The organism is Trichlorobacter ammonificans (assembly GCF_933509905.1).
GTDB classification, from domain to species: domain Bacteria; phylum Desulfobacterota; class Desulfuromonadia; order Geobacterales; family Pseudopelobacteraceae; genus Trichlorobacter; species Trichlorobacter ammonificans.
Genome location: NZ_OW150024.1, coordinates 1,916,064 through 1,929,025 on the forward strand (window position 1 = coordinate 1,916,064; position 12,962 = coordinate 1,929,025).

Here is a 12,962-nt window from a genome sequence, read left to right on the forward strand (position 1 = left end):
TCCGGCGGCCTGAGGAGCATAAACTCCGCATCGTTCACCTCCCCGTCACCCCGGTAACCACCCGATACCCGCTGCCGTCGCTCTCCACCCGGACGGTGCCGTCCCGGTCGGTACGGTAGAGCTGCACCCCGTGGCGCAAGAGCCGCCCCGTTACCGCCGGTGCGGGCAGGCCGAAACGGTTGCCCCGGCCCACGCTGATCACGGCGATCTCCGGACTGATCCGCTGCAGAAACGGTTCACCGCTGGCACTGCGGCTGCCGTGGTGCCCCACCTTGAGCAGGGTGACCGGCGACGGCTGGTTGCGGGCGGCCATCTCCCGTTCCACCGGCAGTCCGGCATCGCCGGTAAAGAGGGCGCTGAAATCGCGGAAGGCGAGCCGCAGCACCAGGGAGTCCTCATTTCCCCCCTCTCCGTTCTCTTCCAACGCCAATCCCGTTCCTGACGGCGAATGGACCGTCACCTCCAGGCCGTCATCGACCAGAGGACGGTCACCGGCGCTCAGAGTACGTACCGGCACGCGAATGCGGGCAAGGGCCGTTCGCAGCCGGTGGTAGTCGGCGCCGCTTCCCTCCCACGGTCCCTGCCAGAATTCACCCACCCCAAACTGTTCCGCCACCGCCGGCAGCCCCCCCAGGTGATCGGGATGGGGATGGGAGAGTACCAGATAGTCGATCTTCCGAATGTCGAGCGCATGCAGCGCCGGCACCAGGTAGCGTTCGCCGAAATCACGGCCGGTGTCGTGCAGGTAGCCGCCGCCGTCGATCAACAGGGTGCGGCCGTCCGGCAACTGCACCAGGGTCGATTCCGCCTGCCCCACGGAGAGGAAGGTGAGCCGCAGCCACCCGTCCGGCGGCGGGTCGGGCCACAGGTGCAGCAGCAGCGCTGCGACCAGGGCGGCAACCGGCACCGCGACCCGCACCCGCCGGGAGGTTGCGACGCTCAGGGTCGTCAACACCACGATCACCAGGGCCAGATCAACGATGCCCACGTTGAAGGAGCGGGCCACCGGCAGGGCGGCCGCCCATTCGACGATGCCGTTGGCCAACCGCACCAGCCAGCCTCCAGCCAAAAGCAGCGGCGTTGCCAGGGAAGGTGCCCAGAGCAGCAGGGGGATGGCGGCAGCCCCCAGCAGGGTGGCGCCGTAGCCCAGGATTGGCACGATCAGCAGATTAGCCAGGATGCCGCTGAAGGATGCCTGGTGAAAGGTCATGAGTGCCGGCACCGCCGTGGCCAGGGAAGCGGCGGTGGAAGCAGCCAGCAGCTGCACCACGGTGCGGACGGCTCCCCGGTGCACATGCTGCTCGAACGGCGCCATGACCAGCGGCGTCAGCACAATGATTCCCCAGAGAGCCAGGAAGGAGAGCTGGAAGGAAACGTCGAACAAGAGCGGCGGCTCCACCAGCAGCATCAGGAAGGCTGCGGCCAGCAGGGCCGCGAGCAGGTCCTGTTCCCGCTCGGCCCAGAGCGCCAGGGCCACGGCCAGCAGCATCAGCGCCGACCGCACCGTGGCCGGAGCGGCGCCGGTAAAGAAGAGGTACCAGACGATCACCGGCAGGGAGCAGAGCAACGCGGCGTGGCGGGGAAGCAGGCGCAGGGCAAGCCACTCCCAGCGCAGCAGCAGCAGGGTGAGCCCCTGTACCAGCACGAAGGAGAGCACGCCCAGGTGAAAACCGGAGATGGACAGGATATGGGAGACGCCGGCCCGGGCGTAGGCGGCAGTAAGCTGCGACGGTATCTCCTGCTGGCCGCCGGTGACCAGGGCAGCCATGACGCCGCCCACTGCCGGGTCCGGCAGCACGGTCCGGATCGTTTCACGGCAGCGGCGGGCCTGCTCATCCACCTGACGGCGCAGCGGCGCCGGACCGGCGGAGCGCATCAGCACGAGATCATCGGCCCCTCTGACGGAGGCCGTAGCACTGATCCCCCTCAGGGCGAGAAAGCGGGGATAGTCGAATTCTCCCGGCAGCCCCAGCTTTCGGGGCACCCGCGGCTCGGCCCTGAAACGGACCCGATCTCCCCGGGCGTGGGTCGTTCGCCCCTCCCCCACGCTCAGCAGTAGCCTCCCGGCGGTGGTGGTGCGCAGCCCGCCGTCAATGATCGCCTCCACCGCGATGTTGATCCGTTCTCCCCGTGGCTGCGGTTCAGGCCTCCCGGTCACCGTTCCCTCGATGACAAGCGCCCCCTTGTCGCAGAAGGAGCGCAGGTCGGCCCGCTCTGCTTCCGCCAGCCGCTGGCCGGTCAGGACACTTCCCCACAGACACCAGAAGAGCAGCAGGACGGCATGCCAGCAGCCCCGTCCGTTGGTGCGGCTTGCCAGCACCAGCAGCAGGGCGGCGGTCACCAATGTCCAGAGGGGTGGCGCCGTCCCAACGGCATACCCCCAGCCACTGCCAGCCGCGACTCCCGCCAGCGGGAGCGCCAGAGGATGCCATTTCTCCCGACCAGGAACTCCGCTCACATCCCGCCCCGCAAAATCAAACGGCAGCTCGCCGGCTGCCGTTTGCAGATTTCCCGGTTTCCGCCGGAAACCGGGGTACATCTATCGCATGTCACAGGGGCATGAGAGCTATTCAGCCTTGACAAACTTCCCCTTCTCTCCGCACTTTTCGCATTTTTGCGGCTTGCAACGCCCTTCTTTGCTGAATCCGCAGGCACATTTCCAGGTTGCCATCGTGCTATCACCTCCTTTTTCGGCCCGAACGGCGGAACAGAAGCCGTTCCAGCTACTTGATGCAGACTTTGCGCACTTCCTTCAGATCGGTGAGCCCCATGAAGCATTTCAGGATGCCGTCCTGCTTGAGCGTGGTCATGCCGTCCTCGATGGCCTGACGGCGGATATGCTCGATTTCAGACTTGCGCTTGATCAGCGACTTCATCTGGTCGGTCCCTTCCAGCAGTTCGTGGAGGCCGAGCCGTCCCTTGTAGCCGGACTCGCCGCACCTGGCGCAGCCAACCGCCTTGTGCAGCCTGATGCCGACCGGATCGATGCCGGTCCGTTTGAAGTCCTCGATGCCGTACTCCATGATGATTTCCTCCAGCTCCTGCCGTTCGGGCCGGTACTCCTGCTTGCAGTCGCAGAGCCGCCGACAGAGACGCTGGGCCAGGATGCAGAGGATGGCGTCGGAGAAGGAGAAGGGATCAAGCTCCATGTCCAGCAGCCGGGTGACGGTTTCCGGCGCCGAGTTGGTGTGCAGGGTGGAGAAGACCAGGTGACCGGTCAGCGACGATTCGACGCCGATCTCGGCGGTTTCCTGGTCCCGCATCTCTCCCACCATGATCACGTCCGGGTCGGCCCGCAGAAACGACCGCAGCGCCGCCGCGAAGGTGAAGCCGATCTTGGGATGCACCTGCACCTGGCGCAGTCCCCGCTGGGTGATCTCCACCGGGTCCTCGGCGGTCCAGATCTTGGTTTCCGGGGTGTTGATCACGGAGATGGCCGAGTGCAGGGTGGTGGTCTTGCCGGAGCCGGTGGGTCCCACCACCAGGATCAGGCCGTAGGGCTGGTTGACGCAGTGCAGCAGCACCTTGCTGTTCCGTTCGGTGAGTCCCAGCTTGTCGTAGGGAAGCGCCGCCTCGCCGGAGGCCAGCACCCGCATGACCACGTCCTCCAACTGGCCGGCGGTGGGGACGGTGGCCACCCGCAGTTCCACCGCCAGGGGGCCGAACTTCTTGAAGTCGATCTTGCCGTCCTGGGGCTTGCGCCGCTCGGAGATGTCCAGGCCGCACATGATCTTGATCCGCGAGGGGATGGCGTACTTGTACTTGTAAGGAATCCGCTGGTACACCTTGCAACGGCCGTCCACCCGCATCCGGACGATCACATCCTCCTTGCCGGGATAGGGCTCGATATGGATATCGGAAACCTTCCCCTGCACGGCATCGATGATGATCTTGTTCACCAGTTGCACGATGACGCTGTCCTGCTCGGAGACCTTGGAGGACTCCTGCTCCAGTTCCGGCTCGTCGGTGGTATCCAGCTTGTTGATCAGTTCGTCGATGCTGCCGCCCGCAGTAAGGGAGGCCCCTTTGTTGTAGAACAGGCCGATGAAGCTCTGGATATCGTCCCGAAAAGCCCCCACGTAACTGATCCGTTTGTATTCCGGGTAGATGAACTTGATCATGTCCTGGCGCCCCAGGTCGGTGGGATCGTCCATGATGATGGACAGCACGCCGTTCTCCACCTTGTAGGGAACCCACCACTCCTTGAGCAGCCGGTCGGATTTGACCCTTTTCAGCAGTTCCTCCTCCATGGGCGGGGTCGCCGGCTCGTACTTGACGAACTCGGTGCCGAAGAAGAGGGAAAGCGCCTTGGCCATCTCCTCCCGGGGCACCTTGAACTCCCGCATCAACACCGCATCCAGGCCGAACTTCGCCGTATCGGGGTGGCTGGCGGCCTTTTCAATGGTCTTCTCATCCAACAGGTTCTTGTCCAGCAGGTAGTTGTAGCGGCTGCGCTGCCGGATGATCTTGGTGGTGACCTGCAGACGGTAGATGTTGTGAATGGCGATGGAGAGGGAGGTGGCCAGTTCCAGGGCGTAGGTGACGTCGGTATCGGTAAAGGGGGTGTCGTCCTGCTTGTTGATGATCTGGATCACGCCGATCAGCGTCCGCTGGAACTTCATCGGCACGCACAGCACCTGGCGGGTGACGAAGCCGGTCTTCTGGTCCCAGGACTTGTCGAACTTGAGATTGGAGTTGATCATGCGCAGTTCATGATCGTCGTAGGCGCTCCTGATGTTGAGCACCGTGCCGGAGAGAGCGCAGAAGCCGGAAAGGCTGGTATCGGAGATCGGCACCACGATCTGCTTGATTTCCGCCCCGGAAAGAACCTTGGAGATGAGCAGGTTGCGCTTGGCGTCCGCCAGATAGATGGTGATGCGCTGAGCGTTGAAGAGGTCGGCGATGCTGTCCTTGATGTGCAACAGAATGGTATTGAGGTTGTCCGCGGAATGCAGTTCGTTGATCTTGTCCATCAGCCGCTTGCGGTATTCGAGCTGCTGCTTCAGGCTGCTGTTTTCCGGCCCCGTTGTCGGCATCATGGTGCAATCTCCGCGGATGGATTCAGGCAGGATACGCTGATGGGTGCAACAATACCAGATTACGCCGGTTTCACAAGAGGTCTTGCAGGGCTGCCCTGTCATCGGATGCATTGACTCACGGGAAAATACTGTTACAATTCCTGGCACTGCGCTTTCGCCGGGGTCGGACCTGCCGGAAGCCCGTGCACTAGTCCAGCCCAGGAGGTTCTCCGATGAAACGATTCGTGTCCGCTCTTTTCGCATGCCTGCTCTGCATCCTGCCGCTGGCGGCCCATGGTGCACAGGTGGGAACGATTACCGGCATTTCCGGAAGCGCCTCCTGGCGGGTGAAAGCCAATATTCCCTACGCTCCCCTGGCAAAGGGGGCAGCCATTGCCGAAGGGAACTGGATCAAGACCGGACCCAACGGCTGGGTTGAGCTGACCCTGAACGACAAGAGCAAATTCACCCTGGCCAACAACACCGAATTCGAGATCACCTCCTTTCTGCTGACCAAAAACAAACGTGAGGGGACTTTCAACTTGGCCCAGGGCAAACTGCGCGCCTCAGTGGTCAAATTCGGCGGCCGCCAGTCCGGCATGACCGTGAAAAGCGGTACGGCAGTGGCCGGGATCAAGGGAACCGAGTTTCTGATGCTTTCCCAGGGCCAGGCCAACGTCTTCTTCGGCAACGAAGGAAAGGTGGCCGTCTCCGGTGAGGCCAAGGGGCAGCAGCAGCCGCTCGTCGCCGGCACCATGACTCAGAATACCCGCGGCATCACCCCGGTGGAACCGCTCAAGGTGGAGGCCGGCAGCCCGGTGGCTGCGGCAAAGGAACTCTTCGACAAGGTGACCGCTGCCCAACCGCCGGCCGAGTGGACCGACTCAGGCCAAATCGCCGACATCATCGCCCGCTGGAACATCAACTACGGTCACTACCTGGCCGACAGCGGCAAGTATGAAGAGGCGCTGCACGTCTTTCAGATCGCCCTTGACCTGACCAAGGTACCGGACGTACGGGCCGATGCCCACATGGAACGGGGTGCCGTCTATGCCCGCTTCCTGGCCAACCCTGAGCTGGCCCTGGCCGCCTACCTGCTGGTGCTGGAGGAGTATCCCCAGCTTCCCCAGGCTGAAACCGCCCTGTTCAGCACCGCCCAGACCCTGTTGGAAATGGGCTTCAACGAGCAGGCCCGGCAACGCTTTGAACAGTACCTGAAACACTATCCCCAGGGTCGCCATGCCGGCACCAGCGAAACCCTGCTGAAAAACCTCGGCAAGTAAGGCGCTTCCATGAAAAAGCGTCTGGCGTTTTTGCTGTTCGGCCTGCTGGGGGCGCTGCTGGCGTTCGTTGCCTACCGGCAGGCCCCGCCCGCCCTGCAGCAGCTCGACTACCGGATGAAGGATGCCCGTTTTCGGGTCCGGGGGCCGGTACAGCCGGACAAGGATGTGGTGGTGGTGGCCATCGACCACGCCAGCATCAAGGAGATGGGGCGCTGGCCCTGGTCCCGCGAGGTGACCGGCAGACTGATCGAGAATCTGGCATCCTACGGTGCCAAGGTGACGGCGCTGGATATTGTTTTTTCCGAACCGCAGAACCCGGCGGCCGATGCCGCCCTGGCTCGTTCCATCGCCCGGGCCGGCAACGTGGTCATGGGCTATTTCTTCCGGGAGGAAGAGCAGCCGGTCGACCCGGCGGTGATCGCCCAGATGGAACGCTCCACGGTGAAGCTGATGAAGGTGGCCGAGGGGGTGCAGTCCATCCCCCTCACCGAATACCCCAATCTTGACGCCAACCTCCCGCTGTTGGGAAACAAGGCCCTGGACTTCGGCTTTTTCAACGCCCGCCCCGACGGTGACGGCCTCTACCGTCGCTCCATCCTGCTGTTGCTGCACGACGGTTCCATTTATCCCTCCCTGGCCATGAAGGCGCTACGCCATTATCTGGGCAGCGACATCATGCTGGAGGTACAGCCCTGGGGAATCGACAGCGTACAGATCGGCTCCCTGCGCGTACCGGCCCGCGAAGACGGCACCATGGCGCTGAACTACTATGGCCCGGCCCGTTCCTTCCGGACCGTTTCCGCAGCCGACGTCATCAAGAAGCGGCTCAAGCCCGATGAGCTGCAAGGGGCCATTGCCTTTGTCGGGGCAACGGAAATCGGCATCTACGACATCCGCCCCACCCCCTTCGACGCCACCCAGCCGGGAGTGGAACTGCATGCCACGGTGGCGGCCAACGCCCTGGAGCGCCGTTTCCTGCGCTACGACGGCACCACCCAGATGCTGGAGATCGTCTGCGTCCTCAGCTTGCCGCTGGTGCTGGGGCTGCTTTTGGCTCTCGTCCCCGGCACCGCCACCGGCCTGGTGGCCCTGGCCGCCACCACCAGCCTGTTCGGGCTGGTCAATTACCAAGTGTTTTCCCGCTGGCTGCAGGACATGACCGTGATTTACCCGCTGCTGGGCGTCGGCCTTACCTACCTGGGAAGCGAAGCCTGGCGGAACCTGGTGGTGGAACGCAAGGGGCGACAGTTGAAGAAGGCGTTTTCCAACTATGTCTCACCCGACCTGGTGCGGGAAATTGAAAAGCACCCCGACAAGCTGGTGCTGGGCGGGGAGCAGCGTGAACTGTCCATCCTGTTCTCCGACATCCGCGGCTTCACCACCGTGTCGGAGAGCCTGACCCCACCGGAGCTGGTCACCCTGCTGAACGAATATCTCTCCCCCATGACCCGCATCGTGCTGGAGGAGAAGGGGACCCTGGACAAATTTATCGGCGACGCGGTGATGGCGCTGTTCAATGCGCCGCTGGACGTGCCGGATCACGCCACCCGCGCCTGCACCGCCGCGGTGCGGATGCTGGAAGAACTGAAGCGCCTGAACGCCGGCTTCGCCGAGCGCGGCATGAACACCATTGACATCGGCATCGGCATCAACACCGGCAACGCCGTTGTCGGCAACATGGGGGCCGACATCCGCTTCGACTACACCGCCATTGGCGATGCGGTGAACCTGGCCTCGCGCCTGGAGGGGCTGAACAAGTACTACGGTTCCCACATCCTGGTGAGCGAGGATACCCGTCGGCAGATAGCGGACGGGCTGTTCAGTTTCCGTGAGGTGGACCGGGTCAAGGTCAAGGGCAAGCATCTGCCGGTGGTGATGTTCGAGCTGATGGTCGCCAACAGGGAGGTGCTGCCGCGCTTCGAAGAGGCGTTGGAGCGCTACCGCTCCCGGCAGTTCGAAACCGCCTGTCGAATGTTCGAAGAACTGGTGACCACCTACAACGACGGCCCGTCAAAGCTGTACGTCGGCCGCTGCACCGAATATCTTGCGTCGCCGCCTCCCGCAGACTGGGACGGCGTCTATACCGCCACGAGTAAATAGCCGATGCCTGAATTGCCGGAAGTGGAGAGTGTACTGCGCAGCCTGCGCGATGCCCCGGTGTCCCTGATAGGCCGGTCGGTATACGAGACCCGCATTCTGCGGGACGGGGTCATCGAGGGGGACCGGGAACAGTTTACCCGGGCAATGACCGGTGCGGTATTTCAGGAAATTGTACGGCACGGCAAGTATCTGTTCTTTCGATTTACCCCGTACTGTGCTACAAGCAGCGGTTGGATGGTACTGCATCTGCGCATGACCGGCCGGCTTTTCCTCGTCCCGGCGGAGCAGGCGCAGGAGCGACATACCCGGCTCTGCCTGCTGTTGGACCGGGGACTGGCCCTGCGTTTCGACGATCCGCGAGCCTTCGGCCGGGCAGGACTGCTCGAGCATCCCCGGAGCGTTACCCGACGGCTCGGCCCCGACGGCCTGACCATCAGGCATGACGAACTGTTGCGACGGCTGACGGTGCAGCGACGCCAGCTGAAGCCGCTGCTGCTCGACCAGGGTTTTGTGGCCGGTGTCGGCAACATCTATGCCGACGAACTACTGTTCCGTGCCCGGCTGCATCCCCTGCGCAGTGCGGACAGCCTCTGCCCCGACGAGCGGGAACGGCTCTGCCGGGCACTGACTGCGGTGTTGCACCAGGCAGTGGAGGCCAAGGGGGCCAATATCGACGGCGTGTTCGAAGCCGGCAGGTTTCCGGTGGCAGTCTACGGCAGGGGCGGCCTCCCCTGCCCCGTCTGTGGTACCGCCATTCGCAGGGAGCGTTTGGCCGGTCGCGGTACCCACTACTGCCCGGCGTGCCAGCGTCTGGCCTGAGTCCGCGCGATAAAGCTCCGGACGAAATCAGTTCACCATGACCGCGTTGGAGGTTACGTGAAAGAGACGTACCAGATCGTCAGTCTCAAGGACGGCACGCAGGATTTTGCGGCAATCATTCAGACAATCCGCGAAATTCATTCGGGAAAGCTGAAAAACGATCTCAGGCTGATCAACTATTACCACGAGGTACCGGTCAGCTATCCGGTGGTTATTGAGCATGTTGACGCCGAAATGGTGGACCTGAAGGTACACCAGGCCCAATCGGTGGTGCTGGCGGCCCAGAAACAGGCCCTATTGAAAAGCGCCGCCTTTCCGCAGGGGCTGGGGGTCCATGCTCTCACGGAACGGGTGAATGTTCCCAAGTGTGCCGTAACCCTCGGCCGCTTTGCTTACGCCAGCATCCGTGCCGACCGACGGGAGTCGGTGCGGGTGACGGTTGACGGCCAGGTCGAGGCGACGTACCAGACTGACCAGCAGACGGTGACCGGTTGGTTGCAGGATATTTCCCTGACCGGGTGTGCCCTGCTCTCCGCTTCCTCCCTGCCCACCGGCATCGCCGACCAGGGGACGGCCCGGCTGACCCTCGACGCCACCTGCCTGTCCGTACCTGCCCGCCTGGTCAACAGCAGACCAAAAGACGACGGCTATCTGCACACCTTCCAGATCGAGGTCGACAAGCAGGCCGACAAGGTGATTTCGCAGTACATCTACAACCGGCAGGTTCAAATCATCCAGACCCTGAAGGAACAGTTCGGATAGGCTTCACACACCCGCACGGGAGGAACACGCAATGAGACTCCGCATTCTGGGAAGCGCCGGCGCAGAATTTCCCGACTTCAGGCCTCCCGCTTTCCTGATTGACGACAGCCTGCTGCTGGACGCCGGCACCATCGGTTCCGTGCTGACCGAAGAGGAACAATGGCAGCTGCGTCATATCTTCATCACCCACACCCACCTGGACCACGTACGCGGCATACCGGCGCTGGCGGATAACATCATCATCAAAAACCTGCAGCACCTGGTCACCATCTACGCCACGGAGCAGGTCGTCACCGCCCTGCGCAACCACTTGATGAACGACATCATCTGGCCGGACTTCACCCGCCTGCCCAGCGCCGAGGAGCCGGTGATGCGTTATGACATCATCCACCCCGGCATCCCGGTGAAGGTGAACGGCTACACCCTGACCGCCATCGAGGTGAACCATACCGTACCGGCAGTGGGCTACTGCCTGGAAGGTAACGGCAGGCGGCTGATCTACACCGGCGACACCGGCCCCACCGACGAGATCTGGCAGTACGCCTCCGGCGCCGACGCCCTCATCGTGGAAGTATCCTTTCCCAACGACCAGCAACCGCTGGCTCTGCTGACCAAGCACCTCTGCTGTTCGCTGCTGGAAAAGGAGCTGGCCAAGATCCCGGTGCTGCCCAAGCGGATTCTGATCACCCATCCCAAGCCGCAGTATTACGGGCAGATCAGGCGTGAGATCGAGATGCTCGGCATCAAGCAGGTTGAGCTGCTGCGCGATGGCACCATTTACGACATCTGATTCCCTGCCGGATATTCCCCGCAAGGTCGGCGCCTGGCTGCTCTATCGGTCCCGCCTTCTCTCGGAGCTGGCCGATCAGTTCCTCCAATTCTGGCGCTGCCTGCTCTCCCCCCCCTCGCTGGGCAACCCCGCCATCAGGGCGGTACTGCTCAAGCAGGTCTATTTCACCGGGCTGGAAGCCTGGAAGATCATTGTACTGGTGGCACTGATCCTGGGGACGGTCATCGTCAGCCAGGTGGTGGGACTGGTGGGAGGGGGCAACGGCTCGCTCACCGGCAAGGTGCTGGTCTGGGTAGTGCTCAGGGAACTGGCACCGCTTTTGACCGCCATGATCGTCATCGCCCGCAGCGGCACCGCCATTGCCGCCGAGCTGGGCTCCATGAAAATCAACGGCGAGATCGCCACCCTGGAACTGATGGGTATTGCGCCGGAGCGCTATCTGATCCTGCCCCGGATTCTGGGGGTCGCCAGCTCGGTCTGCCTGCTGACCGCCTATTTCGTGCTGACCGCCTTCATCGGCGGATTCCTGATCGTATCCGTGGGACGCCATATCCCCTACGACCAGTTCCTGCAGGGTATCATCGCCTCCCTGGGGCTGCGGGAAGTAGTGGTGCTGGCGGTGAAGTCGCTCGGCTTCGGCCTCGCCATCCCCCTGATCTGCTGCCAGGCCGGCATGTCGGTGGGCACGAGCGCCACCGAAATTCCCCAGGCGGCAACCCGTGCCGTGATCAACAGCCTCTTTGCCGTATTCCTGCTGGACGGCCTGATCACCTATCTGGCGTCGCTGTTGTCGGCATCCTGATTCTTCCTTGAAATAGAGCGGGTACTTGGGGTAGGTTTAGGCTCACTAACAACGCCGAGGAGGTGTCTCTTTATGGGCAAGGAGCCCGGAACAACGAAGTTTCAGGTGGATTTCCGCCGTCACCTGCGGGATCAGAATATCAGCGGCAACCTGGTGCATCTGTTGTGCGAGATCGCGGAAGCGAGCAAATATGTCATCAACGCGGTCCGCACCGGTGATCTGGGCGTTGCCGGTACCTCCAACCTCTACGGTGAAGAACAGCTGGCCCTTGACGTGCTGTCCGACCGGATCATGCGCAAGCGGCTGATGCACTCCGGTGTGGTCTGCAACATAGCTTCGGAGGAGATGGACGAAATTTTCCAGGTCACCAGCAATCCGCAGGGGATGTTCTCCGTGGCCTACGACCCGCTGGACGGCTCGTCGCTGGTGGATGTCAACCTGGCGGTCGGCACCATCGTCGGCATCTACCAGGGGGCCGACATGCTCCAGCCGGGGCGCAGGATGGTGGGAGCCGTCTACATCCTCTACGGACCGCGGGTCTCCCTGGTCTACTCAGTGGGCAAAGGGGTCTACGAATTCACCATGAACCAGTTGATGGAGTTTACGCTTACCCGTGAGGATATCCGAATGAAGCCGTCCGGCAACATCTATGCTCCCGGCGGTCTGCGCAAAAAGTATACCCCGGAGAACGAGCGCTACCTGCGCTATCTGGAGGACAAAGGGGCAAAGCTGCGCTATTCCGGCGGTTTCGTTCCGGACATCAACCAGATCCTGCTCAAGGGGAACGGCATTTTCCTCTACCCCGCCCTCACCGACACCCCCCAGGGGAAACTACGCCTGCTCTTCGAACTGAACCCGATGGCCTATCTGGTGGAACAGGCCGGCGGTGCCGCCACCGACGGCACGACCCCGATTCTCGACCTGACTCCCGGGGGCTACGATCAGCGCTCCCCGGTATACATCGGCTGCCGCGATGACGTGGAGAAGGCCCGCGAGTTTCTGAACGGCAACGACGGCACCGCCTGACACGGTGAATAACGTGGACAACAACGACGACCAGACAACGGTTCCCCGGCGGCTCTGCAGCGAAATCCAGCTCTTTGACCTGTGTGACCTGGAGCAGTGCCGCTTCAAGGAGGGAAAATTCTGTACCGAGCCGACCCTGCTCCGTAAATTCGAGGCCATCTCCGACGACGAGGAAGAAGGGCGCAGCCCCGCCCAGCGCAGCGGCTCCACGGCCGAAGACGACGATGAGGAGTGGTTTGACGGCGGCGGGGACGAAGAAGAGGATGAGGACAGCGACTACAGTGTCTTTGATGATGAGGATGGTGAAGAGCGGGAGGTCTGGTAACAGGAGCTTCCCGCATCGAATCTTCTATCGGCAGGAA

Annotated in this window: 11 protein-coding genes; 8 read left to right on the top strand and 3 right to left on the bottom strand. The window is 62.8% G+C overall.

The features are described 5' to 3' along the window. Nucleotides 1–34: 34 nt before the first annotated feature. The 3 genes from RAK07_RS08640 to RAK07_RS08645 form a co-directional block, all read right to left on the bottom strand. Nucleotides 35–2,458, bottom strand: a complete 2,424-nt coding sequence (locus RAK07_RS08640; protein WP_305732433.1) for a DNA internalization-related competence protein ComEC/Rec2 — start codon at nucleotides 2,456–2,458, stop codon at nucleotides 35–37. A gap of 108 nt (nucleotides 2,459–2,566) precedes the next feature. Beyond that, complete coding sequence (locus RAK07_RS14030) at nucleotides 2,567–2,671, bottom strand: RCKP-type rubredoxin-like domain-containing protein (RefSeq protein WP_309550364.1); 105 nt, start codon at nucleotides 2,669–2,671, stop codon at nucleotides 2,567–2,569. Between the two features lie 52 nt (nucleotides 2,672–2,723). Continuing rightward, nucleotides 2,724–5,039, bottom strand: coding sequence for a GspE/PulE family protein (locus RAK07_RS08645; RefSeq protein ID WP_305732434.1), 2,316 nt, complete (start codon nucleotides 5,037–5,039; stop codon nucleotides 2,724–2,726). 212 nt (nucleotides 5,040–5,251) lie between these two features. Here RAK07_RS08645 and RAK07_RS08650 point away from each other — a divergent pair, with 212 nt between their 5' ends. The 8 genes from RAK07_RS08650 to RAK07_RS08685 all read left to right on the top strand — a co-directional run bounded on the left by RAK07_RS08650 (nucleotide 5,252) and on the right by RAK07_RS08685 (nucleotide 12,925). After that, complete coding sequence (locus tag RAK07_RS08650) at nucleotides 5,252–6,301, top strand: FecR domain-containing protein (RefSeq protein WP_305732435.1); 1,050 nt, start codon at nucleotides 5,252–5,254, stop codon at nucleotides 6,299–6,301. A gap of 9 nt (nucleotides 6,302–6,310) precedes the next feature. Then, a complete protein-coding gene (locus RAK07_RS08655) occupies nucleotides 6,311–8,401 on the top strand; it encodes a CHASE2 domain-containing protein (protein ID WP_305732436.1) in 2,091 nt (696 codons plus the stop codon). Between the two features lie 3 nt (nucleotides 8,402–8,404). Further along, nucleotides 8,405–9,220: a DNA-formamidopyrimidine glycosylase gene (gene mutM / locus RAK07_RS08660; protein ID WP_305732437.1), complete on the top strand. Its 816-nt coding sequence runs from the start codon at nucleotides 8,405–8,407 to the stop codon at nucleotides 9,218–9,220. Nucleotides 9,221–9,277: 57 nt separating this feature from the next. Next, nucleotides 9,278–9,982, top strand: a complete 705-nt coding sequence (locus RAK07_RS08665) for a PilZ domain-containing protein (RefSeq protein ID WP_305732438.1) — start codon at nucleotides 9,278–9,280, stop codon at nucleotides 9,980–9,982. A 31-nt stretch (nucleotides 9,983–10,013) separates the two neighbouring features. Continuing rightward, nucleotides 10,014–10,772, top strand: a complete 759-nt coding sequence (locus RAK07_RS08670) for a 3',5'-cyclic-nucleotide phosphodiesterase (protein ID WP_305732439.1) — start codon at nucleotides 10,014–10,016, stop codon at nucleotides 10,770–10,772. Then, complete coding sequence (locus tag RAK07_RS08675; protein WP_305732440.1) at nucleotides 10,750–11,574, top strand: ABC transporter permease; 825 nt, start codon at nucleotides 10,750–10,752, stop codon at nucleotides 11,572–11,574. The genes RAK07_RS08670 and RAK07_RS08675 overlap by 23 nt, the downstream gene beginning before the upstream one ends. A gap of 72 nt (nucleotides 11,575–11,646) precedes the next feature. Then, nucleotides 11,647–12,600: a class 1 fructose-bisphosphatase gene (locus tag RAK07_RS08680; protein ID WP_305732441.1), complete on the top strand. Its 954-nt coding sequence runs from the start codon at nucleotides 11,647–11,649 to the stop codon at nucleotides 12,598–12,600. A gap of 13 nt (nucleotides 12,601–12,613) precedes the next feature. Then, nucleotides 12,614–12,925, top strand: coding sequence for a hypothetical protein (locus tag RAK07_RS08685; RefSeq protein WP_305732442.1), 312 nt, complete (start codon nucleotides 12,614–12,616; stop codon nucleotides 12,923–12,925). The last annotated feature ends 37 nt before the right edge of the window (nucleotides 12,926–12,962 follow it).

What these genes read in the sequence shown, in the direction of transcription:
- RAK07_RS14030 (WP_309550364.1), bottom strand. Translation starts at nt 2,671, where the DNA reads ATGGCAACCTGGAAATGTGCCTGCGGATTCAGCAAAGAAGGGCGTTGC.
- RAK07_RS08645 (WP_305732434.1), bottom strand. Translation starts at nt 5,039, where the DNA reads ATGATGCCGACAACGGGGCCGGAAAACAGCAGCCTGAAGCAGCAGCTC.
- RAK07_RS08650 (WP_305732435.1), top strand. Translation starts at nt 5,252, where the DNA reads ATGAAACGATTCGTGTCCGCTCTTTTCGCATGCCTGCTCTGCATCCTG.
- RAK07_RS08655 (WP_305732436.1), top strand. Translation starts at nt 6,311, where the DNA reads ATGAAAAAGCGTCTGGCGTTTTTGCTGTTCGGCCTGCTGGGGGCGCTG.
- mutM (WP_305732437.1), top strand. Translation starts at nt 8,405, where the DNA reads ATGCCTGAATTGCCGGAAGTGGAGAGTGTACTGCGCAGCCTGCGCGAT.
- RAK07_RS08670 (WP_305732439.1), top strand. Translation starts at nt 10,014, where the DNA reads ATGAGACTCCGCATTCTGGGAAGCGCCGGCGCAGAATTTCCCGACTTC.
- RAK07_RS08675 (WP_305732440.1), top strand. Translation starts at nt 10,750, where the DNA reads ATGGCACCATTTACGACATCTGATTCCCTGCCGGATATTCCCCGCAAG.
- RAK07_RS08680 (WP_305732441.1), top strand. Translation starts at nt 11,647, where the DNA reads ATGGGCAAGGAGCCCGGAACAACGAAGTTTCAGGTGGATTTCCGCCGT.